Raw genomic sequence first — 23,078 nt, 5'->3', positions numbered from 1 at the left:
AATTGACCGGTAACCACTCCATGAACTCTAGCTTGTCATTACTGCACCCTTATCCCTTTGAAAAGCTGAACAAGCTTTTTCAGGATATCCAGCCTGCCGATCTGCCGCTGATCCCGCTTTCCATCGGCGAGCCGAAGCATCCTGCGCCTGAGTTTGTAAAGCAGGCCATTATTGACAGCTTCCAGCATTTATCCACCTATCCAAACAGCAAAGGCCTGCCGGAGCTGCGCTGCAGCATTGCCGACTGGCTGACCCGCCGCTTTAAGCTGAGCAGCATCAGCGCAGACAGCCATATTCTGCCGGTTTCAGGCACGCGCGAAGCGATTTTCTCTTTTGTGCAGGCTGTGGTGAAGCGTGAAGATGCGCCTTATATAGTGATGCCGAATCCGTTTTACCAGATTTATGAAGGCGCAGCCCTGCTGGCCGGCGCGCAGCCTTATTTCGTCAACTGCACGGAAGAAAACAGTTATTTAGGCGATTTTGATGCGGTTCCGGCTGAAGTCTGGCAGAAAACCGCGCTGCTGTTTGTCTGCACGCCGGGCAACCCGACAGGCGCAGTCTTATCCAAAGAGCAGTTTAAAAAGCTGATTGCCTTATCTGACCAATACGGCTTTGTGATTGCTTCGGATGAGTGCTATTCGGAACTGTGGTTTGACGAAGCGCCTGCGGGCTTGCTGGAAGTCTGCGCGGAAATGGGCCGCGACGACTACAAAAACTGCGTAGTGTTCCACTCGCTGTCTAAGCGCTCCAACCTGCCGGGCATGCGTTCAGGCTTTGTCGCCGGCGATGCAGCTTTGCTTAAGCCGTATTTGCAGTACCGCACCTATCACGGCGCAGCCATGCCGGTGCAGCATCAGATTGCGTCAATTGCCGCCTGGAACGACGAAACGCATGTGGAAGAAAACCGCGCGCTATACCGCGCCAAGTTTGAACTGTTCCAAAATGAGCTGGGCGGGCTGCTGCCGCTGCAGAAACCGGATGCGGGCTTCTACTATTGGCTGAAAGTGGACAATGATGAAGCTTTCGCCAAAATGCTGATGGAAAAAGCCCATATTAAAGTGCTACCTGGGCGTTATCTGTCACGCGATACAGCACAGGGCAACCCGGGCGAAAATCATGTGCGCATGGCGCTGGTGGCCGATATCGCGCAATGCGAGCAGGCGATTCAGCGCTTAAAAGCGGTTCTGTAATTTCTGCAGGCTTATAGACCAGCCAAGCGCATGCTGGCTGGTCTGATGCAATAGGAGCTTTGGCTCTTTCCAGCCTTTTAAGCCTGCCTGATGTTTTTTATCCTGATCAGGAACGTAATCCAGCACCTCCCGCCCCTCCCTCAAATGCAATCAAGCTTAAACCTAATGCATCAACGCCAAGCCCAGCGCAAACACGCTGAAACTGAAACCGGAAAACCCGTAAATCCACTTTGATTTGGATTTCAGCCGCATCATCCAAACATGCTGCCCCAAAAGCTGAACCAGCAGCAGATTCCAGATTAAAACTACAGCTGCCATCCAGACACTGATCATCAGCATCTCCAAACGCCGATCATCCGCATAAACCAGCAGCATTAGGCTGCTGTAAAACATGATATTTTTTGGATTCAACAAACTGGATTGCAGTCCTGCACAGAAATCTGCAGCTTTGGAATATTTTTCTGCCGGCCTTAATTGAGCATCCACATCTAAAGCCTGATCCAGACTAACCTGCTTAAAGCACTGCCAAGCCAAATACAGTAAATAAGCAATCCCAAGCCACCGCATATAATCTAAAGCGGCGGAATGGACACGGCCTGCCAGCGCTATGGATGCAGCAATAAAGATCAAAATCACGGCATTTCCGGCCGCAATTCCCGCGCAAACCCAGCGCGCTGAGTTTTTTCCCTGACGGATTAAACGATTCAAAATCAGAAAAAAATCAGGTCCAGGCGACAATAATGCCAAGAAATGCGTCAAAGCAATAATTAAAAAAAGTTCCATATCAATCCTCACTGAAGCAGGATTAATTAAACTTTACTGAGCCAAGCCAAGCTTGTAGAAAATTGCGCGCTTTATCCTCGCAGGAAGCACTGCTGCTGATACTGCTTTGGACTAATCCCTGCATGCATTTTAAAAACATGATGAAAATGGCTTTGATCTGCAAAGCCTAAATCATGCGCAGCCTGAAGAACAGATACGCCATGTTTCAGCATCTGTCTGGCTTGATTAACTTTTTGATTAATTTGATAAGCATGCGGCGTCAAGCCGAAATTATTTTTACACAGCCGAATAATCGCATAGCGTGAAATGCCGAATTCCTGACTTAAATCCTGCAATGACCATAGCCGGGCGCTGTCATTCAAGCAGCGGCCCAGCCTTGCGATATGCTGGTTAAAGTATGCTGATTTTTTTAATAGCTTAAATTCAAATTCAGGCAAAAAGATTTCAGTCAGCACTTCAACAACAGCCTGCTCTTTCAGCCCAATGGGAATTTCAGGGTCAAACAATACGCGGTTTAAAGCTGAAAATGAATGATATAAATCTATGTTCTGAATGACTTGAGGAGCAATACAAGGCACAAACTCAGACTGAAATGCGCTCAAATCTCCGCTCAACTCGCTGAACAGCTGCGCAATCCAGCTGGCATCAAAGTGCATCATCTGATAGCTCCATTCACCGTTAGGCAATGGATTGCAGGCATGTTCCACATGGGCAGGAATCACAACAAGCGCGCCGGCTTCAATACGCCGCGGCTGCGCAAAAAAACTGCTGAATACGCTCTGACCGCTATCCACCGCGCCAATCGAAAAGGTCGGATGGCTGTGGGCTTTATAGCAGACCCGGCTTTGGCATGCCCTGCGCGTTTCAACATAGGGCATGCGGCGGTCATTCCAGAATTCGGCAGCAGGGCCTTCCGGCATCATCTTCAGCTGGTTTTGAAAAAGTGAATTCATCCCGCCAAAGCTTTTTCAATATCTTCCTGCAGCGCTTCCGGCTTGGTGGTCGGCGCATAGCGGTTCAGCACCAAGCCGTCCTTGCCTATAAGGAACTTGGTGAAATTCCACTTAATGCCGCTGCCCAATACCCCCTTGGAATTGTTGGTTAAATAGCGAAATACCGCATGCGCCTCTGGGCCTTTCACGTCCACCTTGGCAAACATCGGGAAATCCACCCCGTAATTTTTCTGGCAGAATGCGCCAATTTGATCATTCGATCCTGGGTCCTGTCCGCCAAATTGATTGCATGGAAAGCCTAAAACCAGAAAGCCCTGATCTTTATACTGCTGATACAGTTTTTCCAGTCCTGCAAACTGCGGCGTAAAGCCGCATTTGCTGGCGGTATTCACCACCAATAAAACTTTGCCTTCATAATCGGCAAAAGATTTATTCTTTCCATCTAACAATTCAGCTTCAAACTGATAAATGTTGGTCATGGATAAGTTTCCTCGTCGCTTTTTTCTTGTGTTTTTAATTCTAATGAAGCCGAATTCACGCAATAGCGCAATCCAGTCGGCTCTGGGCCATCGGGAAAAACATGCCCTAAATGCGCGTCACAATGATGGCAGACAATTTCCGTCCGGACCATGCCATGCGCTGTATCCTGATGCTCTTCAATGGCGGAGGCATCTATCGGGCGGTAAAAGCTTGGCCAGCCGCTGCCGCTGTCATATTTTACGGCTGAATCAAACAGCGCTGCGCCGCAGCACCGGCAAACATATGTGCCCTCCTGCTTGCTGTTCCAGTATTTTCCTGTAAATGCAGGCTCTGTCCCTTTTTGACGGGTGATCCGGAACTCTTCCGGCGATAACTCTCTTTGCCATTCTCTTTCTGTTTTATTGAGTTTTCCCATCATTAACTCCTTTAAATCTTTGACATTCAATGTCATGCTTCAGTACTTCCATATTTACGCTAGAGTTAAAAAAATTTCTAGCTAAATTTCAACATAGATTGTGAGATTTCAGTAATCTATATTTTTTCAGCATCAATATTTAATTGGATGGAAATATGTCCGTTTTAGGTAACACCACGCCACGCGAAATTAAGAAATCGTCTAAGCTCGAGCATGTATGCTACGACATTCGCGGACCTGTGTTACGAGCGGCCAACGAAATGGAAGAAGCCGGGCATAAGATTATCAAGCTGAATATCGGCAACCCCGCCCCTTTTGGCTTTGAAGCTCCGCAGGAAATTATCAACGATGTCGCGCTGAACCTGCCGAATGCGGTCGGCTATACCGACTCTAAAGGGATTTTTCCTGCGCGCAAGGCCATCTGCCAGTATTACCAGCAAAAAGGCATCCTCAACATGCATGTCAATGACGTGTATGTCGGCAATGGCGTGTCTGAACTGATTGTCATGGCCATGCAGGGCCTGCTGGATGACGGCGATGAAATGCTGGTGCCGATGCCGGATTACCCGCTATGGACAGCTGCCGTAAACCTGTCTGGCGGCACAGCCATTCACTATAAATGCGATGAAGAAAACTTCTGGTATCCGGACATTGCGGATATGGAAAGCAAAATCACGCCCAATACCCGCGGCATTGTGGTGATTAACCCAAATAACCCGACCGGCGCCGTTTACCCGCGCCATGTCTTAGAACAGATTGTCGCTTTAGCGAAAAAATACGACCTGATTTTATTTGCCGATGAAATCTACGACAAAGTCATCTATGACGGCATTGAGCATGTTGCTGTGGCGGCCTTAGCCGGCGACCAGCTGTGCATTTCATTCAACGGCCTGTCTAAAGCTTACCGCATTGCCGGCTACCGCTCCGGCTGGATGGCGATTACCGGCGATAAATCCCGCGCTGCCGACTATATTGAAGGCTTGGACATGCTGGCGTCCATGCGCCTGTGCGCCAACCATCAGGCGCAGTACGCGATTCAAACTGCGCTCGGCGGCTACCAGTCAATTAATGACCTTATCCGCCCGGGCGGCCGCCTGTACGAACAGCGCAATATTGCCTGGGAAATGCTGAATGAAATTCCGGGCGTGTCTTGCGTGAAGCCTGAAGGCGCAATGTACTGCTTCCCTAAGCTGGATCCGGACGTTTATCCGATTCAGGATGACGAAAAATTCATGCTGGATTTCCTGCGCGCGGAAAAAGTGCTGCTGGTGCAAGGCACCGGCTTTAACTGGCCAACGCCGGATCACTTCCGCGTGGTGTTCCTGCCGGCGGAAAATGAACTACGTGAAGCCATTACGCGCTTAGGGCGTTTCCTGTCAAAAATGCGCTAAGCTGCTGAAACAGAAAAACCGCACATTGTGCGGTTTTTTTATTTTCCAGAAAGCCTATGTTTAATAAGCATGCCTGATGATCAAAGCAAGAAATTGGCGCCTAAACGCTAATGCTGATCAGTTAAGCGTAATTTCATTATTACTAATTGATAAATCTCCCCTAACCCCTCTTTGAAAAAGAGGGGAACACCCTTGAATTCAATACGGTATTGAATTTCGAAACGCTCCCTCCTTTGAAAAAGGAGGGTTGGGGAGGATTAAAAATGCTTAACTGACTGGCATTAGGCACCTAAGCGCCGGTTTCTGCATAAAGTTCTAGCGCCGGCCAATCAGCCCTTGAGCCACTTGTCCGCTTTGGCCTGATCCGCCACTTTAAGCTCGGCAGCGGTCAAATCCGTTTCAGCACCCTGCACATCAAACTGCATCAGCTCATCACGGCGGAAGGCATGCACGGTAAATGCGCCGGCCTGTTTCGCGTATTGCGCCAGCAGCTTTTCAGAAGCCTTTAAGCCGTCTATGGCGATAATCACATCATTGGCGGAGAGCCCTGCCTTAGCTGCTGCGCCGTCACGGCGGGCTGACTGCACCAGCACGCCTTCCGGCTTGTCCGCTGCTTTCAGGCCAAACGGCAGCGTTTTGTCATGCTGCAGAGCATAGCTCAGGCCAAACTCCGGCAGCAGCTGATCCAGAGGCAATTCATCGGTGGTATTAATCAGATGATTAATCTGTTCCACCCAGCTGTCGCCGGTGAGCTCCTGGCACAGCTCAAAGACCGTGCGCTCATGCACTTGAATGCCGTTCTGCGCATTTTCATACAGCTTGCGCATTAAAGCGTCCAGGCTGGAACCGCGCAGGCGCAAGCCTAAGTCCAGGCAAAGCGCCACCAGGCTGCCTTTATTGTAGTAGCTGGTGCCGGCATTATTGGAGTTTTCATCCTGACGGTAGAACTTTACCCACGCGTCAAAGCTGGATTCAGATACTGACTGAATGAAGCGCCCCGGATTCTGCAGATAGCGGTCAATCTGGGTTTTCAGCAGGGCCAGATAAGACTCCTGATGAATCACGCCGCTGCGCAGCAGCATCAAATCATCATAATACGAAGTGAAGCCTTCAAAAATCCACAGCAGAGAGGTGTAGCCTTCCCGGTTCAGGTCATAGTTGACAAAATTTTCCGGGCGAATGAATTTCACCAGCCAAGCGTGGAAATATTCATGGCTGCACAGGCCCAGAAAGCGCTGATAGTCTTTCGACGGCTCTTCAGGCTCATCTGCTTTCGGCAAGTCTTCACGCGGGGTAATCAGGCTGGTGCTGTTCGGATGCTCTAAACCGCCGTAGCTGCTGCCTGTCGCCATGGTCATAAAGGTATAGTCTTTAAATGGCGCTGAACCGAACATGGCAATGCCGGCGCTGCAGATTTTTTCAAGATCCTGCTGCATGCGCTGCGCATTCATGGCGTGCTTGCCGGAAATGACAAACTCATGCGCAATGCCATTAGCCTCAAAGCTGAAACGGCTCTGCTCCGCCAGCTCAAACGGCGCATCAATCAGCTGGGCATAATTATCCGCATATAAGGTATAGCGCCCTTTCACCAGGCTTTTAGACTTCAAGCCTGTGGCCAATTGAAAATGCTTCAATTCATCCGGCAGGAATACCTCCACCTCAATGGCCTTGTCCTGCTGCCCGTCCAAGCCAAGGCATGCGCAGGCCGGATTGACATAGAAGCGCGTCTGATCCGCATAGGCGCCGCGCACCGACAGATCATAGGCGTACACATCATATTCAACGGTAATCAGCTCATGATCGGTATTGAACAGGCGCCATTTATTCTTTTCAAATTTCTGAATTTTCAGCAGCCGCCCGTCTTCATCATATGCGCGCACAGCTTCAATATGCTTGGAAAATTCACGGATTAAATAGCTGCCCGGAATCCAGGAAGGCAGGGAAAGCACCTGCGTCGGGTCTGCCAGAAAGCGCGCGGTAACATGAATAAGGTGCTGACGGTAATCGTCAAATTCGATTTGATAATGCAGCATAATGGGCAATACAAAATAAAAAAAGATAACTTGGCTATAAGCTTAACATTTTTTGCTGCAGTGATGCGGAACTGCGCCAATTGTCAGCAATTAAGACTAGTCAGCAGAAACAAAAAGGCATAGCATTCCTTAAATTTTTTGCATTTTTGGGCTCAGGGATGGGCCTTAAGGAATTCCATTGAAACGCGTGATCTACTTTATCGTGGCGCTGTGCGCTTTATGCTCCACGATAGCCAATGCTGCCCTGCTCAACATCAACCCTGCAACCGTAGAAGCCGAGGCTTGGACTATCCTTGACCCGCAGTCAGGCCAGATCATTGCCGAACACAACAGCCATGTTCAGCGCGCCCCGGCATCCTTAACCAAAATGATGGTGGCCTATGTTGCGCTGAAAGAAATCAAAGCCGGCCGCCTGAATAAAAATGAAGTGCTGACGGCAACCCCTGTGGTGAATATGGTGCAGTGGGATGAGTCGCAAATGTACCTGAAGCAAGGCGAGCAGATTACAGTCGATCACCTTTTGGCGGGCTTGATTGTCATGTCCGCCAACGACGCTGCGGTCACTTTGGCGGAAAAAATTTCCGGCGGCGTTCCGCAGTTTGTTGAGCGGATGAATAAAGAAGCCAAGGCGCTGGGCATGAATGACACCCATTTTCAGAATCCGGCCGGCATCACAATGCCGGAGCATTATTCCTCGGCAGCCGACTTGGCGCGCTTAGGGCGCGCCCTGGTGCAGGAAACGCCTGAATACCTGACGTATTCCAAGCAGACCAGCTTCAGCTACAACAACCGCTTTCACAGAGCGACCAATATCCTGCTGAATCAGGACCCGACGGTCGACGGCATGAAAACCGGCTTTACCAAGGCTGCCGGCTATAATCTGGCGCTGACCGCCAACCGCCCTGCTGGCCTGTACAACCAGCCGGACCGCCGCCTGATTGTAGTCGTGATGGGCACCAAAAGCGCCGCCAAACGGGCTGAAACTGCGCATAAGCTGATGAATCTGGCCTATACCTATACCCGCAATGAAGTCGCCATTAAGGATAAGCAGCTGATTGCGGAACTGCCGGTCATCAAGTCCACGCTGAAAATGTTCAAAGTTGAAACCAAGCAGCCGCAGCTGATTACCACTTCGCTGTATGATCCGGCATTAACCATTGACATGAACACTTTTGACCAGCCGCATCAGCGCATTATGCTGGATATGGGCAATAGCATTGTGCAGAGCATTGAGCCGCTGCAGCAGACCCAGACCCACATGAATGTTGAAATCAATGAAAAGCTGCTGACCGCGCCCTTGGCGCAAGTCATGAAGCTGGCGACCATTAATGTTTATCAAAATAATCAGCTGATCAACAGCATTGATATTGAAGATGACGTCCATATTGAAGAAGCCAATGTTTTTGAACGCTTCCTGTTCTGGGTCAAGAGCTTATTCGGAATCTTCTCCAGCGATACCCGCGCGGTAAAAACCTACCCGCTGCAGTAAGCGGTCCGGCAGCGCAAACGCAAGCCCCCTAAAAAATAAAGACGGCTCTTCCTGCCGTCTTTTTTATGCAAAAACATCGGCTTTGAACACTGTAAATAAGCAAGAACGCGCTGCGCAGAATTGCGGCCGACAGCCAGGCCGATGAGATGCGGCTGACCGCCTGCATCGGGCGCCAAATTATGGCTATAGCTATGCAGGCCGGCCCATCGCTCAAGACTTTTCAAGCAGAAAAAATGGCCAAAGAATAAAATGGCATTGAAATTTTCAGATTCGCCCTTATTAATGAAAAAACCATCATATAAATGCTGAAAATGCTTTTTTTTCGTAAATTCGGTCTACAAAAAAGCAATTTCACTTTATGATGTACCCTTAAAAAATTGAATGGATCAATAACATGACTGCTATTGCAAATGACCTTGTGGTTTCTTTCCACTACACATTGACTAATGCTGAAGGTGAAACGCTTGACCAATCTCAAGGCGAACCACTTGCCTATTTGCACGGTGCAGGCAACATCATTCCTGGCCTGGAAAAAGCATTGGAAGGCAAAACTGTAGGTGAAAAATTCACAGTAAACGTTCCTGCAGCTGAAGGTTACGGCGAATACAACCCAGACCTCGTGCAAGAAGTTCCTGCGCAAATGTTCCAAGGCGTTGACAACATTCAAGCCGGCATGCAGTTCCAAGCGCAAACTGATGACGGCGTTCAAATTGTGACTGTTAAAGCAGTTGAAGGCGACAACGTTGTTGTTGATGCAAACTTCCCGCTTGCTGGCCAAGACCTTACTTTTGAAGTTGAAATCGTAGAAATCCGCGACGCTTCTCAAGAAGAGCTGGATCACGGCCATGTACACGGTGCGGGCGGCCACCACCACTAAGACCTCAACAGTCTGACAAGAAGGCAAAGCCAGCGGCTTTGCCTTTTTTTATGCCTGAAGATCGGCATGCGCATCTGCGCAGCGCACTTGAGGCAATAAAAAAGCAGAGGCGATGCTCTGCTTTTCAGCTGAAATTTGCACTGCAGCTTATCTGCGCTGATTGTAAATCTGCTGCGCTGCCGGCAGGTTTTTGCGCATCGCTTCAATGCGCTGGCCATTGGATGGGTGAGTCGACAGGAATGCAGAGCCGCCGGCGCCTTCCAGCTTGTTCATTTTTTCCCATAGCGTAATGGCTGCCTGCGGGTTATAGCCGGCTTTCGCCATCAGCAGCAGGCCGCCTTGGTCGGCGCGGCTTTCCAGGCTGCGTGAATACGGCAAGCCAATGCCGATTTGGCTGCCCAGCTGAGCAGCTGCCGTTCCAAACTGCCCAACACTGTCCCCTGCGGCGCTTAGGCCAATATTCAGCGCTAAATCCGTCAGCGCCTGCGCGCCAATTTTCTGCTTGGAATGCTCTTCCAGCGCATGCACCATTTCATGGCCCATGATCGCTGCAATTTCAGCATCGGTTAAATTCAGCCGGTTCACAATTCCGGTATACACAACAACTTTTCCGCCCGGCGCAACAAAAGCATTCAGCTCATTGGACTTCATGACCGCCAATTGCCATTGGAAGGCTTGACCGGTTTGGTTCATTTGGTCTGCATAAGGCTTCAGGCGCAAAAAGACGCTGTTTACGCGCTTATAGGTGCTGGAAGACATATCCAGCTGATTCTTTGATTTTGCGTCCGCAACCATTTTCGTATAGTTTTGCGCAGCGGACGCATTCAGCGTAGCAGTATCCGCCCCGGCCATTTCAGCAACAGTTGTACAGCCGGAAAGCGCCACAGCGCCGGCTGCGCAGAAACTCATCAAAATATTCTTATTCATTATCCAGGACTCCAAAACCTGCAGGAAAGCATGATTAAATTACCGCAATTATATTCTTTAGCTTTGGAGGTTAAACGGAGATAAAGCGCATAATCATAGGAATTATGTAAAGATATTATGCTAAAAATTGAATATACAGCCAGTAGGCCAGGCAGCCGCCATTTAAAACCAGATAAAACCGGCACAAAGGTTCAATCCGGGCTTCCAGCACTTCATCCTTGCGCTTGAAAAACAGGTAGGCATTCTGGATTAAAATCAGCGGCACCAGAATGCAGGCAATAATCACCGACAGCCCGATCAGCGCATTGTAAATAATGGCGGGATTCTGCGTCTGCGCGCGGATGATCATCATTGCGATGGTCGGCGCGCCGCCCATGGCAAACAGCAAAGAATAGAAGATGGTTCCGGAAATATTTTTCTGCATCCTGCATAGCCTGAAATATGACTCGCCTTGATTTTAGCAACTCCGCCCAATCTGTACAGCAGGCAGTCCTGCAACTTTAGTCTTGACCTGCGCGCCCGCCGCTGCCGGAGCATCCGCAGCCATAAAAAAGCCCCGCAACTGCGGGGCCTTCGATCAGCTCAATTCCAGCGGATATTAAGCCTGGAACGGATGGCGCAAGATCATAGTTTCTTCACGGTCTGGACCGGTAGAAATGATGTCGATTGGGCATTCAATCAACTGCTCAATGCGCTTGATGTAATCAATTGCATTTTGCGGCAGCTGATCAAGGCTTTTCGCGCCGAAAGTCGACTCAGACCAGCCCGGCATTGTTTCGTAGATTGGCTTCAAGGTTTCAAATGCCAGCGCATCGGAAGAACCGACACAGCCGGAATCCGCAGCTTCGTAGCCTACGCAGATTTTCACTTCTTCCAAGCCGTCAAGAACGTCAAGCTTAGTCAGGCAAATGCCGGAAAGCGAGTTTACATCTACAGAACGGCGCAGGATTTCTGCATCGAACCAGCCGCAGCGGCGCTGGCGGCCAGTAGACGCGCCAAACTCAGAACCTTTGGTGCCGAGGTGCTTGCCGATTGCATCGCCCACGTCATTGGCAGCGTCATAAACCAGTTCAGTCGGGAACGGGCCTGCGCCTACACGCGTTGTATAAGCTTTGGTAATACCCAAGACATAGTCAAGGTGCAATGGGCCAAGGCCTGAACCAGAGCTTACGCCGCCCGCAGTCGTGTTTGAAGAGGTCACATACGGATATGTGCCGTGGTCTACGTCAAGCAGTGAGCCTTGCGCGCCTTCAAACATAATGTTGTCGCCGTTTTTACGGTAGTTATGCAGTTCAGAAGTCACATCTACAACCAGCGGAGCGACAACTTCGCGCCATTGGTCGCACAGCGCAATCACATCTTCCAGCTTAACCGCTTCTACGCCGTAGAATTGAGTCAATTGGAAGTTATGGTATTCCAGCAGCTCTGTCAGCTGAGCTTTCAAATGCTCGCCGCCGCGAACCAAGTCCGCAACACGGACTGCGCGGCGCGCAACTTTATCTTCATACGCAGGGCCAATGCCGCGGCCTGTAGTGCCGATTTTTGCATTGCCGCGTTTTTTCTCACGCGCCTGGTCAAGCGCAATATGGTTCGGAAGAATCAGCGGGCAGTTTGGAGAAATGCGCAAGCGCTCTTTAACCGGCACGCCTTCTTTTTCAAGAATGTCCATTTCTTCGATTAAAGCAGCAGGTGAAAGCACCACACCATTACCAATTAAGCACAGTACGTTTTCACGTAAAATGCCTGATGGAATGAGGTGCAATACAGTTTTCTTACCACCAACTACAAGTGTGTGACCCGCGTTGTGCCCGCCCTGATAGCGGACAACCGCAGCCGCCTGATCTGTGAGCAGGTCGACGATCTTGCCTTTGCCTTCGTCGCCCCATTGGGTACCCAGTACCACAACATTCTTGCCCATAATAGCCTCATTACATCATGCTGTTAAAATTGAAAGCGGAACTGAATGACATGAACATTCAGCTCTGCAATTAAACTGTTTCGACTGTCCACTCGCCGGCTGCAAGAACCAATTGGCGCGTTGCATTCGGCACAGAGCTTAAATCGTCATTACCTAATAACTGAATCACGCTTGAGCCTTGCGCGCGCACGGCGGCAATGGCTTGAAGCAATGCCTTATCTGCGCCCTTCGGCGCAACAACGGTTTCAATCTGCTTGAACTGGCCTGCGCACAGCGCATACAAGTCGCAAGAAAAGCCCGTTGCAGGACGCGCGCGTCCAAAATGCTCGCCAATGCCGTCATAGCGCCCGCCTTGAGCCAATGGCGCTGCGCGGTTTGGCGCATATACCGCATACATTAAGCCGGTATGGTAGTGGTATGAGCGCAGCTCCACCACATCAATGCCGATATGCAGCTCCGGCCAGCGCGCCTGAATTTCTGATTGCGTTGTTTTCACCGCATCAAAAGCGTGCTTGAACTCTGCGTCTGCAATAATTTCCGCGCTTAAATTCGCCTGAAGCGCATCCAGATCGCTGGCGTAGCGGCCCAGCGTGTAAAAATCTGCGCCGAACTTTAATTCTTTAGTAAATTCAGCCAGTTCCGGTAAAGCTTTGCGCTGATACAGATCTGAAAGCTGGCGTTCCTCCGCTTTGGATAAGCCCGCCTGCTTCACCAGGCTGCGGAACAGCCCGACATGGCCCAAGTCCAGATGGATGCCCTCAGCCAAGCCTGCGTTTTGAATCAGGCTGAGCATGAGGTCAACCATTTCAACGTCTGCATCAATGCTGTCAGAACCGAACAATTCAGCGCCCAGCTGCAGCGGCGCGCGCGTAGTATTAAAGCCCTGCGGCTTGGTATGCAGAACGGTGCCGGCATAGCAGTAGCGCGCTACGCCTTCGACCGGATGCACATGCGCATCAATGCGCGCCACTTGCGGCGTCATATCGGCGCGCACGCCAAGCAGACGGCCAGAAAGCTGGTCAATAACTTTAAAAGTAGCTAAGTCTAAATCTTGATTCGATTCTGAAAGAGAAGAAAGAGATTCAATGTATTCGATAAATGGCGTGTACACCAGCTGATAGCCCCGGGATGCGAGGAAATCCAATGCTTCGCGGCGCAAAGTTTCAATTACTTGCGCCTGTTCTGGTAATACGTCAGCTACACCATCAGGTAATAACCATGTCTCTGAAATGGGCATGTTGTAAGCCTAAATACTGGTCAGCGCGGAAATAATCCGCATAAAAAAATCGGGAGCACACCCGATTTCTCCTAGTGTAGCACGTTCGTTTTAGCCATGCACCCGCCAATTCAGGAAAATTATGATTTATCGCCTCAAATCCGCCCGGCAGCGCCGGTCCGGCATAAGCTGCTGAAAAAGCCAGGCAAAATCAGCGCTTCCCTGCTTCCGAAAAGCCAGCGCCAGCACTCCTGCTGCGCCTTGACTGGCGGCGTTTTTTTATGCAATAAAAAATTGCTTCCGGGAAAATTTACCCTATAATCCTTGTCATTCAGGCCCAATAAACAATCAAATCCAACAAGTATATTTAACTGATTTTCAAGCCTTAATTTTACAGGGGAACATCATGGAACTGCACAGCAACTTATATTACAGGCACGCCGATGCTGAAATCATGGCGAAGCTTGGCCGCCTCTTTGAAACCCATCAGGGCGATGCGGACAAATTCATTGCGCTCGCCAGCGAAATCAATCCGCAGCACGGCGCCGAGCTGGCTACAGAAATTTTAGACAGCGTGGACAATCTTGAATACGACCTGGGGCCGGAACTTTTATACCCTGTCGAAGGCTATTCAGTTGCGCATTTTGTGCATGGCTCATCCGGCGATGAATTTATGGAAGCCATTCTGTTTTTCATTAAAGCGCTGGTTCCGGACATTCATGCTCAGGCCTGGGGCTGCGGCGATGACGATCCTTGGGAATTCTGGTTTAAGTTCGAAGGCGATGAGCTGATCCGCGAAGATGATGAGCCGCTGAATGATCCGGAAGAAGACGAAGAAATCAAAGCCAATATTTACGCATGGTGGCATGCGGATATGCCGGCGAAAATCAAAGAAGGCTTTTTAAACGGGAAATAATAGCTCTCTTTCATAAGCCAACAGGTGATAATCGATTGGCAGTAACATTAATATTGAAAGTTCCTTCTCCTTTGGGAGAAGGTTAGGATGAGGGGATTTTTTAATAAAACCTTCACTCTGAGCAGTACTCAGCGCAAACCTCCTTAAAAAGGAGAGGGAATTCCGATTGCGAATTAAATATCGTTAAAAAATGACGTATGAAAGAAGTCCAGTACAGTCCGCCTTCATGCTGCATTAAAGCAGCGGCAGCGCTGTCGTCTGCTTGATTTTCTGCAGGGGAATTTCAGTTTTGACATTCTGAATGCTGGCAATTTTATTCAGGCGCTGAATCTGAAATTTCCGGTAGGCATCCAAATCCGCCACCATAATGCGCAGGAAAAAATCGCAGTCGCCCGCCATCAGCTGGCATTCCACCACTTCCTCCATGGACTGAATGGCGTCGACAAAGGCATTTACGGTTTTTGCATCCTGCCCTTTCAGCCAAATCCGCGCAAAAACCGTCAGGCCTAAATTCACTTTCTGCGGATTCAGCAGCGCGACATATTTTTCAATAATGCCGTCATCCTCCAGCTGCTTGACGCGGCGCAGGCACGGCGACGGTGACAGCCCGACAATTTGCGCCAGTTCAACATTCTGCAGCCTTCCGTTGCGCTGCAGCGCTTGAAGTATTCTTCTATCAATCTGATCCATCTTGAAGCCGGCACCTTATGCTGCTTTTTATAAATTTAGCGCAATTTTATGCTAAAAACAGCGCTTTAAAAATAAAATAAAGCGCCCAATGCCAAGGCCGCCGCCCTAAAATCAGTGCTTCAGTTTTTTTGATTGGGCAGAACCTCATGCTGACGTTCCGGACCGCTGCGGCGGATTTAACAGCATCGGATAGATTTTCAGAATTCAAGCGCGGCCTGAAAATATCCATTCCGCTGCTGCTGGCCATTATTCCCTTTGCCCTGGTGCTTGGCGCGCAAGCCGCGCAAAAGGGCTTTTCAGCGCTAGAAGTGCCGCTGCTCACCGGGCTGAATTTCGCCGGCGGCTCTGAATTTGCCATTTTAGAGGTCTGGACCAATCCGCCCAACATCATCATGCTGATGTTCATTACTTTTTTAGTCAACAGCAGGCATTTATTGATGGGCGCCAGCTTGGCGCCTTACTTGCGCCACTTGCCCAATAGAACTGCTTTTTCCGCGCTGTTTTTCATGTGCGATGAAAGCTGGGCGCTGGGCCTGGCCGATGCGCAAAAGAAGCAAAGCTTTCTGGGCCGTCAGCGCGCGTTCAGCATGATGTTCTATGCAGGCCTATGCGCCGCTTTATACATCATGTGGGTCGGCTTCACGGCTTTAGGCGCGGTGATTGGCCCGGTACTGGGCGACATTAACCGCTTCGGCTTTGACATGGCTTTTCCGGCGGTATTTTTGGTGCTGCTGCGCGGCATGTGGAAAGGCCTGCGGGCAGCGCGCCCGTGGCTGGTCAGCTTAGCGGCGGCGGCTTTGGCCTATCTGTACCTGCCTGCGGGCTGGCATGTGCCTATAGGCGCGGTCTGCGGCATTGCTTCCGCCCTGTTTTTAACCGGAGATGACGCATGATTCATTCCGCTACGCTGACCGCCATCCTGTTTATTGCAGCCACGACCTACCTGACCCGCGTCTTAGGCTATGTCCTGCTGAAAAATAAAACCCTGAGCGCTAAGCAGCGCCAGATTTTAGAAGTGGTTCCGGGCTGCGTGCTGATCTCGGTAATTGCGCCTTATTTTGTCAGGGACAATCCGGCTGACCTGATCGCCATTGCCGTTGCCCTGCTAGCAGCCTCGCGCTTTTCCCTGCTGCCGACGGTTGCCGTCAGCATGGCCTCGGCAGCCGTGTTAAGGCTGGCCTTGGCCTAATCCATAAAAAAGCCCCTTTGCCGATCATACAAAGGGGCTTTCAACGCGTTTATTTTCAAAATAATTTAAGATTGAATCAGTCTTTAGGGCTGACCACCTTCGCCAGCAAATTCACCAGCTCCGCATTCTGCAGCTCCACCTGCTGCAGCTTATGTGAGGTCTGATCCAGCGCTTCCTGCTGCACGTGCATTTTTTTGGCCAAGTCCTGCATGATTTCCAGCGTTTTTCTCAGGTTCTCTTCCAGATGCACGATTTTTTCTTCCAGATGAAAGTTCGCTGCGACTTCCGCATTATCTTCCTGATTCTTGAACTGCAGCCAGATCAGGAAAAGAACCGCCAGCGACAGCAGAAAAATAAATCCCCATAATAAAATCATCGGCGCTACTCTTTATAGATTTAATAAGGCTTATCTTAACCAAAATCCGCGTCAATATTCTGAGAAAAAACAGCAATTCGCCATTTTTGCGATCAAAAGCAGCCTGCCCGGCCCGCACAGCTGCTTTCAACCGGCTCCGCACATGCTTTGCTGCGCGGCGCTGCATATGGCTCATTATGCAAAGGATTCGCACAAATCCAGCAGCCGGTTTGCATAGCCCCATTCATTATCATACCAGGCGAATACTTTAGCCTGGCGCCCAACCGCCATGGTCTGGCTCAAATCCACAATCAGCGAATAAGGCGAATGGTTGAAATCGCTGGACACCAGCGGCTCATCGGTCACGGCCATAATCGAGGCATAATCCTGCGCAGCGGATTTTACCAGCACTTCATTCATTTTATGCACAGTGACCGGCGACTGCGCAATAAAGGTCAAATCTATCGCCGCCACATTAATGGTCGGCACCCGGATTGAAAAGCCGTCAATGCGGTTTTCCATTTTCGGCATCACCTGCTTCAGCGCGCCCAGCGCGGACGATGTGGTCGGAATAATGTTCTGCCCGGACGCGCGCGCGCGGCGCAGATCGCGGTGCGCATGATCCAGCACGGACTGATCTGCCGTCACCGCGTGAATTTCCGTCATCATGGCGGATTCTATGCCGAAGGCGTCATCAATAATTTTAACCAGCGGCACCAAAGCCTGCGTGGTGCAGGACACACTGGAAATAATCTGATCGGCAGCTTTTACATCATGATGGTTGACGCCATATACAATGGCCGCATCTACGCTGTCAAAAGGCGCTGCCCCGATAATCACCCGCTTGGCGCCGGCTGCAATGTGCTGTGTCGCCGCTTCGCGCGAGCGGAACAGCCCGGTGCATTCCAAAACCACATCAATATTCAGTTCCCGCCACGGCAGCTGCGCCGGCTGGGCTTCGCACAGGATCTGCACCCGCAAGGCCGATGCGCCCGCCTGGATGCTTAAATACTGCCGGCCCTCTTCGGCCTCTATGGCCGCAGCGCCGTGAAAGCGCCCGTGGGTTGAATCGTATCTGAACAGATGCAGCAGCGTTTCCGCATCCGCAATATCATTGATGGCGGCAATTTCAAAATGGAATTGTTTAGGATTTTCAAACCACGCGCGCAGAACGTTGCGCCCAATTCGGCCAAATCCATTAATTGCCACTCGCTGCATGACTTATCCTTCATTTTGGAACAATTACAAAGCGCCTATATGTTAATGGATTTCCTGCGCAAACCGTTATCATTTATTCAATTAAGGCTTATTCAGCCTAGCTGCATTTTCCACCCTGCAGCCCGCTTTGCGCAAAATATCCAGCCGCCGCAATGCAAGCGCTTGAATTTTATCAGGCTGGACAGCCATGCAGCGCGCAGCCTGAAGCCAACCGCAGGCGCCGCGGATATCTGGCAGGCGGCGCAAAAAGCCCTGCAGCGCCGCCGGAATTGCCGCCGCTTTCAATTGATTTATCCGCTTTTTCCGGCGGAATAGCCGGATTTTTTGAATTCCGCAAAAAGCAGCATAGTTCATTGAAAAACATTGGTCGATACAGCTTTTTCCGTTATAATTTGGCGTTTTAAAAATTTTAAGCCAGTCTCTCAAGCCAGCCTGATAAAAAGCCAGCTCCGCCTGAGAAACTATAAGCCAAACCGGAAATTAAGGAGTGACTTGGTTGTGAGTACTCGTATTATGACAACTGCTGAAATACGTGAAGCATTTTTGCGTTACTTTGAATCGCAAGGACATACACGTGTCGCGTCGAGTTCACTTGTACCTGCCAATGACCCTACTCTGCTTTTCACCAATGCAGGGATGAACCAGTTTAAAGACTGCTTCCTTGGATTGGAAAAACGCGATTATGTGCGCGCAACAACATCACAAAAATGCGTACGCGCGGGCGGCAAGCACAACGACTTGGACAATGTCGGCTATACAGCGCGCCACCATACTTTCTTTGAAATGCTGGGCAACTTTTCGTTTGGCGACTACTTTAAGCGCGACGCCATCAAATTCGCCTGGGAATTTTTAACCGGCGATGAATGGCTGGCGCTGCCGAAAGACAAATTATACGCCACCGTTTACCATACCGATGACGAAGCGTTTGAAATCTGGAACAAGGAAATTGGCTTAGACGCCAGCCGCATTATCCGCATTGGCGACAATAAAGGCGGCAAATACGCATCAGACAACTTCTGGGCAATGGGCGATACTGGCCCTTGCGGTCCATGTTCTGAAATTTTCTTTGACCATGGCGACCACATCTGGGGCGGCCTGCCGGGCACGCCTGAAGAAGACGGCGACCGCTTTATTGAAATCTGGAACAACGTATTCATGCAGTTCAACCGCACTGCGGACGGCGTGCTGCACAACCTCCCTGCCCCTTCTGTTGATACCGGCATGGGTTTAGAGCGCATTTCAGCAGTTCTGCAGCATGTCAATTCAAACTATGAAATTGACCTGTTCCAGCACTTATTGAAATCCGCCGCTGAAATTATCGGCGTAGACATGAGCCAAGCCGAAGCGGATGCCCAGGCGAAAGGCGCAGTGGCTGACTACCCTGCATCGCTGAAAGTTGTCGCTGACCATGCGCGCTCATGCTGCTTCCTGATTGCGGACGGCGTGAACCCGTCAAATGAAGGCCGCGGCTATGTGCTGCGCCGCATCATCCGCCGCGCAGTGCGCCACGGCAACAAGCTGGGCGCAACCGGCTCATTCTTCCATAAAATGCTGCAGCCGCTGATTGATGTGATGGGCGCTGCCTACCCTGAGCTTGAAGCCAACAAAGCGCGCATTGAAGCGCAGCTGCTGAAAGAAGAAGAACAGTTCGCTAAAACTTTAGAGCAGGGCTTGAAGCTGCTTGAAGGCGAATTGGCAAACTTGAAAGGTTCTGTGATTGCGGGCGAAACCGTATTCAAGCTGTATGACACTTACGGCTTCCCGACAGATTTAACCGCTGACATTGCCCGCGAACGCGGTTTAACCATTGACGAAGCCGGCTTTGAAGTTGAAATGGCCGCGCAGCGCCAGCGCGCGCGCGATGCAGGCAAATTCGCCGTTGACTACAACAGCATTGTGAAAGTTGAAGGCGAAACCCAGTTTGACGGCTATGACGCAACTCAAGGCCAAGGTCAAATTATTGCCCTGTATAAAGACGGCGAACAGGTGGATGAAGTCGTTGAGGGCGATGAAGCGCTGATCGTGCTGAACCAGACGCCTTTCTATGCGGAAAGCGGCGGCCAAGTCGGCGATACCGGCATCCTCAAAAATGAGACCGGCATCTTTGAAGTTCAGGACACTAAAAAGTCCGGCGGCGCATTCGTGCATCAGGGCATTGTGACCGTGGGCAGCCTGAAAGCATCGCAAAGCGTAGAAGCGGCTGTGGAAGCAGACCTGCGCGCAGCCACTGCGCGCAACCACTCTGCGACTCACCTGCTGCACGCTGCGCTGCGCCAAGTTTTAGGCGCGCATGTACAGCAGAAAGGCTCACTGGTTGCCAGCGAGCTGCTGCGTTTCGACTTTGCCAATGACCAGCCGGTGACATTTGAACAGCTGCAGGAAATTGAACGCATTGTTAACCGCGAAGTGATTGCCAATACGGCCGTATCTACCGAACTGCTGGACATTGACGCGGCCAAAGAAAAAGGCGCGATGATGCTGTTCGGCGAAAAGTACGGTGATGAAGTCCGCGTCCTGTCTATGGGTTCAGTTATTGAAGAGCAAAACTTCTCGATTGAGCTTTGCGGCGGTATTCACGTTAAGCGCACAGGTGATATCGGCCTGTTCAAAATCACTTCCGAAGGCGGTGTAGCTGCCGGCGTGCGCCGCATTGAAGCGGTTACAGGCGTGAAAGCGCTTGAAGCTGCGCAAAAAGCTGACCGTGACATTCATGCAATCAACGATTTGCTGAAAGCGCAGAAAGATCAGACTGTGGAAAAAGTTGAAAGCCTGGCGTCTACAGCCTCCGGCCTGCAGAAGCAGATTGAGCAGCTGAACCAGAAGCTTGCCAGCTTCCAGGCGACGGAACTGCTCAGCCAAGTGCAGACCATTGCCGGCCGCGCGACTTTAATCACCACGGTGCAAAACACCGACGCAAAAGCGCTGCGCAGCCTGCATGACGGCGTTAAGTCCAAGCTGGAAAATGCCGTGATCGTGATTGCCGGCGTAGACGGCGACAAAGTCAGCTTAATTGCTTCGGCTGCCAAAGAATTCACGGCTGCAGTAAAAGCCGGCGACATCATCAAGCACCTGAGCCAGGAACTTGGCGGCAAAGGCGGCGGCAAGCCGGACTTGGCGCAAGGCGGCGCGCCGCTGAGCGATAAGCTGGCTTCTGCAATGGCCGGCCTGAACGCTTGGCTGGAGCAGAAACAAGGCTAAAATTCAATGCCAAGGCTGGGCCTGCTGAGCGCCGCTTTAATGCTGATAAGCCCCCTGCTTCATGCCGGGACGCATTATCAGCTGACAGCGCCAAGCAGGCCGATGCCCTATTGCGAATTCATGCCGTTTGACTATGTTGAAAAAAAGATTGTCATCCGTGAAGTCTACAATCGAATTTACATCAGGCAGCCTGTAAAACTGGAATTTATCCGCACAGATTCCAAGCCGTTAACAGGACTGCAGTTATGGAGTCCAAAGGGCCGGGTTCAAGCAACCCGGCTCTCTGACACAAGGTATCAATATAAGCTTCCCGTTTTGAAAAAAGGGGAAAATTATGTGCTACGTGGTATATTGAAGCCGCCGGCTCAAAGCGGTTTTAAAATATGTGTAAGTGCTTTAAGTCTTTAGACTTATTTACTTGGTAAGGATAGTTATGGCATTAATCGTTCAAAAATATGGCGGCACCTCTATGGGTACTCCCGAGCGCATTTTAAATGTTGCTCGCCGTGTAAAGCGCTGGCATGATCACGGCCACAAAGTTGTGGTTGTCGTATCAGCCATGAGTGGCGAAACCAACCGCCTGCTTGCTTTAGCGAAAGCCATTAGCGAAACCCCGGATCCCCGCGAACTTGACCAAATGGTGTCTACCGGTGAACAGGTGACGATTTCCATGTTGGCGATGGCGCTGAATTCGATTGGCGTTGAAGCTAAATCACTTACAGGCCGCCAAGTCGGCATTAAAACCGACAGCGCATACACCAAGGCCCGTATCGAAGCGATTGATACCGATGTCATGACCGGCCATTTAGATGCAGGCCGCGTCATTGTGGTTGCAGGCTTCCAGGGCTTTGATGCGGACGGTAACACCACCACATTGGGCCGTGGCGGTTCAGACACCTCCGGCGTAGCGCTGGCGGCGGCGCTGAAAGCGGATGAATGCCAGATTTACACCGATGTAGACGGCGTTTATACCACCGACCCGCGCGTTGCGCCTAAAGCGAAAAAAGTTGACCGCATTTCATTTGAAGAAATGCTGGAAATGGCATCACTTGGCTCTAAAGTCCTGCAAATCCGCTCTGTAGAATTTGCCGGCAAATACCAGGTGCCTTTACGCGTATTATCAAGCTTTGATAATGACGATGATGGCGCATTCGACGAAGAATTTAAAAACAATGTCGGAACACTAATCACCACTGAGGCGGAAGACAACATGGAACAACCAATTATCTCAGGCATCGCGTTTAACCGTGACGAAGCAAAATTAACTATTTTAGGTGTTCCTGACGAACCGGGCATCGCCTCTAAAATCCTGTCTCCGATTGGCGCCGCAAACATCGAAGTGGACATGATTATTCAGAATGTTGAAGAAGACGGCACCACCGACTTCACATTCACAGTAAACCGCGGCGAGCTGGCAAAAGCCAAAGCGATTTTAGAAGCCACCGCAAAAGCCATTGGCGCGCGTGAAGTTGCTACCCGCGACGACATTGTCAAAGTTTCAATTGTTGGCGTAGGCATGCGCTCGCACGCCGGTGTGGCCAGCAAAATGTTCACCGCTTTGGCGGAAGAAAGCATCAATATCCTGATGATTTCCACCTCAGAAATCAAAATTTCAGTGATTATTGAAGAAAATTACTTAGAGCTTGCCGTGCGCGCATTGCATACTGCATTTGGCTTAGACCGCGAACATGGCGAGTCAAGCGTACGTGCGTAACTAAATGTGTCGAAAAATGTCATTGTTAGACAGTTTTTTAAAAACACCATAAAAATGCTGGGCCACTATAGTTTTTTTTATAGTGGCTCTGCTATATTAACCCTGAGGATTTTTTAGGAAATTCAA

22 protein-coding genes are annotated in these 23,078 nt (G+C 50.5%); 10 read left to right on the top strand and 12 right to left on the bottom strand.

Features of this window, described 5'->3' with window-relative positions; translation table 11 throughout:
- The first annotated feature begins 20 nt into the window (after window positions 1-20).
- Window positions 21-1,190 (top strand): succinyldiaminopimelate transaminase, encoded by a 1,170-nt coding sequence (dapC, locus tag BEN74_RS16450; RefSeq protein WP_068913787.1) that lies wholly within the window; start codon window positions 21-23, stop codon window positions 1,188-1,190.
- A 162-nt stretch (window positions 1,191-1,352) separates the two neighbouring features.
- Here the strand turns inward: dapC and BEN74_RS16445 are convergent, their stop codons facing one another.
- From BEN74_RS16445 to msrB, 4 genes are all read right to left on the bottom strand, one after another.
- Complete coding sequence (locus BEN74_RS16445; protein WP_068913786.1) at window positions 1,353-1,973, bottom strand: LysE family translocator; 621 nt, start codon at window positions 1,971-1,973, stop codon at window positions 1,353-1,355.
- A 71-nt stretch (window positions 1,974-2,044) separates the two neighbouring features.
- Window positions 2,045-2,926 (bottom strand): helix-turn-helix transcriptional regulator, encoded by an 882-nt coding sequence (locus tag BEN74_RS16440; RefSeq protein ID WP_213072364.1) that lies wholly within the window; start codon window positions 2,924-2,926, stop codon window positions 2,045-2,047.
- Complete coding sequence (locus BEN74_RS16435) at window positions 2,923-3,405, bottom strand: glutathione peroxidase (protein WP_068913785.1); 483 nt, start codon at window positions 3,403-3,405, stop codon at window positions 2,923-2,925. The genes BEN74_RS16440 and BEN74_RS16435 overlap by 4 nt, the downstream gene beginning before the upstream one ends.
- Window positions 3,402-3,821: a peptide-methionine (R)-S-oxide reductase MsrB gene (gene msrB, locus BEN74_RS16430; protein WP_068913824.1), complete on the bottom strand. Its 420-nt coding sequence runs from the start codon at window positions 3,819-3,821 to the stop codon at window positions 3,402-3,404. Before msrB ends, BEN74_RS16435 begins: the two co-directional genes overlap by 4 nt.
- Window positions 3,822-3,976: 155 nt before the next feature.
- On the opposite strand from msrB, the gene BEN74_RS16425 reads away from it, so the two are divergent.
- Window positions 3,977-5,212 carry a pyridoxal phosphate-dependent aminotransferase gene (locus BEN74_RS16425; RefSeq protein ID WP_068913784.1) on the top strand — a complete coding sequence of 412 codons (1,236 nt, stop codon included), beginning with the start codon at window positions 3,977-3,979 and terminating at the stop codon, window positions 5,210-5,212.
- Between the two features lie 329 nt (window positions 5,213-5,541).
- Here the strand turns inward: BEN74_RS16425 and BEN74_RS16420 are convergent, their stop codons facing one another.
- Entirely contained in the window at window positions 5,542-7,245 is a 1,704-nt protein-coding gene (locus tag BEN74_RS16420) for a M61 family metallopeptidase (protein ID WP_068913783.1), read from the bottom strand.
- Between the two features lie 178 nt (window positions 7,246-7,423).
- Between BEN74_RS16420 and BEN74_RS16415 the strand changes: the two genes are divergently transcribed.
- Together BEN74_RS16415 and slyD are read left to right on the top strand one after the other, a co-directional pair.
- Window positions 7,424-8,734, top strand: coding sequence for a D-alanyl-D-alanine carboxypeptidase PBP6B (locus tag BEN74_RS16415; protein WP_068913782.1), 1,311 nt, complete (start codon window positions 7,424-7,426; stop codon window positions 8,732-8,734).
- A gap of 394 nt (window positions 8,735-9,128) precedes the next feature.
- The gene (gene slyD, locus BEN74_RS16405) at window positions 9,129-9,611 is read left to right on the top strand and encodes a peptidylprolyl isomerase (RefSeq protein ID WP_068913778.1); all 483 of its coding nucleotides are present in this window, start codon (window positions 9,129-9,131) and stop codon (window positions 9,609-9,611) included.
- Window positions 9,612-9,758: 147 nt separating this feature from the next.
- Here the strand turns inward: slyD and BEN74_RS16400 are convergent, their stop codons facing one another.
- From BEN74_RS16400 to BEN74_RS16385, 4 genes are all read right to left on the bottom strand, one after another.
- Entirely contained in the window at window positions 9,759-10,538 is a 780-nt protein-coding gene (locus tag BEN74_RS16400; protein WP_068913775.1) for a M48 family metallopeptidase, read from the bottom strand.
- A 115-nt stretch (window positions 10,539-10,653) separates the two neighbouring features.
- Complete coding sequence (locus tag BEN74_RS16395; RefSeq protein WP_068913773.1) at window positions 10,654-10,962, bottom strand: hypothetical protein; 309 nt, start codon at window positions 10,960-10,962, stop codon at window positions 10,654-10,656.
- Window positions 10,963-11,136: 174 nt separating this feature from the next.
- Complete coding sequence (locus tag BEN74_RS16390) at window positions 11,137-12,456, bottom strand: adenylosuccinate synthase (protein WP_068913770.1); 1,320 nt, start codon at window positions 12,454-12,456, stop codon at window positions 11,137-11,139.
- Between the two features lie 70 nt (window positions 12,457-12,526).
- Complete coding sequence (locus BEN74_RS16385) at window positions 12,527-13,693, bottom strand: ATP phosphoribosyltransferase regulatory subunit (RefSeq protein WP_068913768.1); 1,167 nt, start codon at window positions 13,691-13,693, stop codon at window positions 12,527-12,529.
- A gap of 385 nt (window positions 13,694-14,078) precedes the next feature.
- Between BEN74_RS16385 and BEN74_RS16375 the strand changes: the two genes are divergently transcribed.
- Window positions 14,079-14,588, top strand: a complete 510-nt coding sequence (locus tag BEN74_RS16375) for a hypothetical protein (protein ID WP_068913764.1) — start codon at window positions 14,079-14,081, stop codon at window positions 14,586-14,588.
- 234 nt (window positions 14,589-14,822) lie between these two features.
- Here the strand turns inward: BEN74_RS16375 and BEN74_RS16370 are convergent, their stop codons facing one another.
- Window positions 14,823-15,278, bottom strand: a complete 456-nt coding sequence (locus tag BEN74_RS16370) for an Lrp/AsnC family transcriptional regulator (protein WP_068913762.1) — start codon at window positions 15,276-15,278, stop codon at window positions 14,823-14,825.
- Window positions 15,279-15,424: 146 nt separating this feature from the next.
- Between BEN74_RS16370 and BEN74_RS16365 the strand changes: the two genes are divergently transcribed.
- A complete protein-coding gene (locus BEN74_RS16365) occupies window positions 15,425-16,171 on the top strand; it encodes an AzlC family ABC transporter permease (RefSeq protein ID WP_068913759.1) in 747 nt (248 codons plus the stop codon).
- The gene (locus BEN74_RS16360) at window positions 16,168-16,467 is read left to right on the top strand and encodes an AzlD family protein (protein WP_068913757.1); all 300 of its coding nucleotides are present in this window, start codon (window positions 16,168-16,170) and stop codon (window positions 16,465-16,467) included. Before BEN74_RS16365 ends, BEN74_RS16360 begins: the two co-directional genes overlap by 4 nt.
- 76 nt (window positions 16,468-16,543) lie before the next feature.
- Here the strand turns inward: BEN74_RS16360 and BEN74_RS16355 are convergent, their stop codons facing one another.
- Both BEN74_RS16355 and BEN74_RS16350 read right to left on the bottom strand, forming a co-directional pair.
- A complete protein-coding gene (locus BEN74_RS16355; protein WP_068913755.1) occupies window positions 16,544-16,843 on the bottom strand; it encodes a hypothetical protein in 300 nt (99 codons plus the stop codon).
- A gap of 174 nt (window positions 16,844-17,017) precedes the next feature.
- Window positions 17,018-18,040, bottom strand: coding sequence for a type I glyceraldehyde-3-phosphate dehydrogenase (locus BEN74_RS16350; protein ID WP_068913752.1), 1,023 nt, complete (start codon window positions 18,038-18,040; stop codon window positions 17,018-17,020).
- Window positions 18,041-18,538: 498 nt separating this feature from the next.
- Between BEN74_RS16350 and alaS the strand changes: the two genes are divergently transcribed.
- From alaS to BEN74_RS16330, 3 genes are read left to right on the top strand one after another with little or no spacing between them, the layout of a single operon-like run.
- Window positions 18,539-21,238, top strand: coding sequence for an alanine--tRNA ligase (alaS, locus tag BEN74_RS16340; protein ID WP_171404896.1), 2,700 nt, complete (start codon window positions 18,539-18,541; stop codon window positions 21,236-21,238).
- Window positions 21,239-21,244: 6 nt separating this feature from the next.
- A complete protein-coding gene (locus tag BEN74_RS16335) occupies window positions 21,245-21,646 on the top strand; it encodes a hypothetical protein (RefSeq protein ID WP_068913745.1) in 402 nt (133 codons plus the stop codon).
- A gap of 25 nt (window positions 21,647-21,671) precedes the next feature.
- Window positions 21,672-22,952, top strand: a complete 1,281-nt coding sequence (locus tag BEN74_RS16330) for an aspartate kinase (RefSeq protein ID WP_068913743.1) — start codon at window positions 21,672-21,674, stop codon at window positions 22,950-22,952.
- The last annotated feature ends 126 nt before the right edge of the window (window positions 22,953-23,078 follow it).

It is taken from the genome of Acinetobacter sp. WCHAc010034, from assembly GCF_001696615.3.
GTDB lineage: Bacteria > Pseudomonadota > Gammaproteobacteria > Pseudomonadales > Moraxellaceae > Acinetobacter.
The sequence above is the reverse complement of the archived record's forward strand: the minus strand, read 5'-3'. Positions and strand labels throughout refer to the sequence as shown.

What these genes read in the sequence shown, in the direction of transcription:
- BEN74_RS16420 (WP_068913783.1), bottom strand. Translation starts at nt 7,245, where the DNA reads ATGCTGCATTATCAAATCGAATTTGACGATTACCGTCAGCACCTTATT.
- BEN74_RS16400 (WP_068913775.1), bottom strand. Translation starts at nt 10,538, where the DNA reads ATGAATAAGAATATTTTGATGAGTTTCTGCGCAGCCGGCGCTGTGGCG.
- BEN74_RS16355 (WP_068913755.1), bottom strand. Translation starts at nt 16,843, where the DNA reads ATGATTTTATTATGGGGATTTATTTTTCTGCTGTCGCTGGCGGTTCTT.
- BEN74_RS16375 (WP_068913764.1), top strand. Translation starts at nt 14,079, where the DNA reads ATGGAACTGCACAGCAACTTATATTACAGGCACGCCGATGCTGAAATC.
- BEN74_RS16360 (WP_068913757.1), top strand. Translation starts at nt 16,168, where the DNA reads ATGATTCATTCCGCTACGCTGACCGCCATCCTGTTTATTGCAGCCACG.
- BEN74_RS16335 (WP_068913745.1), top strand. Translation starts at nt 21,245, where the DNA reads ATGCCAAGGCTGGGCCTGCTGAGCGCCGCTTTAATGCTGATAAGCCCC.
- BEN74_RS16440 (WP_213072364.1), bottom strand. Translation starts at nt 2,926, where the DNA reads ATGAATTCACTTTTTCAAAACCAGCTGAAGATGATGCCGGAAGGCCCT.
- BEN74_RS16445 (WP_068913786.1), bottom strand. Translation starts at nt 1,973, where the DNA reads ATGGAACTTTTTTTAATTATTGCTTTGACGCATTTCTTGGCATTATTG.
- BEN74_RS16330 (WP_068913743.1), top strand. Translation starts at nt 21,672, where the DNA reads ATGGCATTAATCGTTCAAAAATATGGCGGCACCTCTATGGGTACTCCC.
- BEN74_RS16385 (WP_068913768.1), bottom strand. Translation starts at nt 13,693, where the DNA reads ATGCCCATTTCAGAGACATGGTTATTACCTGATGGTGTAGCTGACGTA.
- slyD (WP_068913778.1), top strand. Translation starts at nt 9,129, where the DNA reads ATGACTGCTATTGCAAATGACCTTGTGGTTTCTTTCCACTACACATTG.
- msrB (WP_068913824.1), bottom strand. Translation starts at nt 3,821, where the DNA reads ATGGGAAAACTCAATAAAACAGAAAGAGAATGGCAAAGAGAGTTATCG.
- BEN74_RS16395 (WP_068913773.1), bottom strand. Translation starts at nt 10,962, where the DNA reads ATGCAGAAAAATATTTCCGGAACCATCTTCTATTCTTTGCTGTTTGCC.
- BEN74_RS16425 (WP_068913784.1), top strand. Translation starts at nt 3,977, where the DNA reads ATGTCCGTTTTAGGTAACACCACGCCACGCGAAATTAAGAAATCGTCT.
- dapC (WP_068913787.1), top strand. Translation starts at nt 21, where the DNA reads ATGAACTCTAGCTTGTCATTACTGCACCCTTATCCCTTTGAAAAGCTG.
- BEN74_RS16370 (WP_068913762.1), bottom strand. Translation starts at nt 15,278, where the DNA reads ATGGATCAGATTGATAGAAGAATACTTCAAGCGCTGCAGCGCAACGGA.
- BEN74_RS16365 (WP_068913759.1), top strand. Translation starts at nt 15,425, where the DNA reads ATGCTGACGTTCCGGACCGCTGCGGCGGATTTAACAGCATCGGATAGA.
- BEN74_RS16390 (WP_068913770.1), bottom strand. Translation starts at nt 12,456, where the DNA reads ATGGGCAAGAATGTTGTGGTACTGGGTACCCAATGGGGCGACGAAGGC.
- BEN74_RS16350 (WP_068913752.1), bottom strand. Translation starts at nt 18,040, where the DNA reads ATGCAGCGAGTGGCAATTAATGGATTTGGCCGAATTGGGCGCAACGTT.
- BEN74_RS16435 (WP_068913785.1), bottom strand. Translation starts at nt 3,405, where the DNA reads ATGACCAACATTTATCAGTTTGAAGCTGAATTGTTAGATGGAAAGAAT.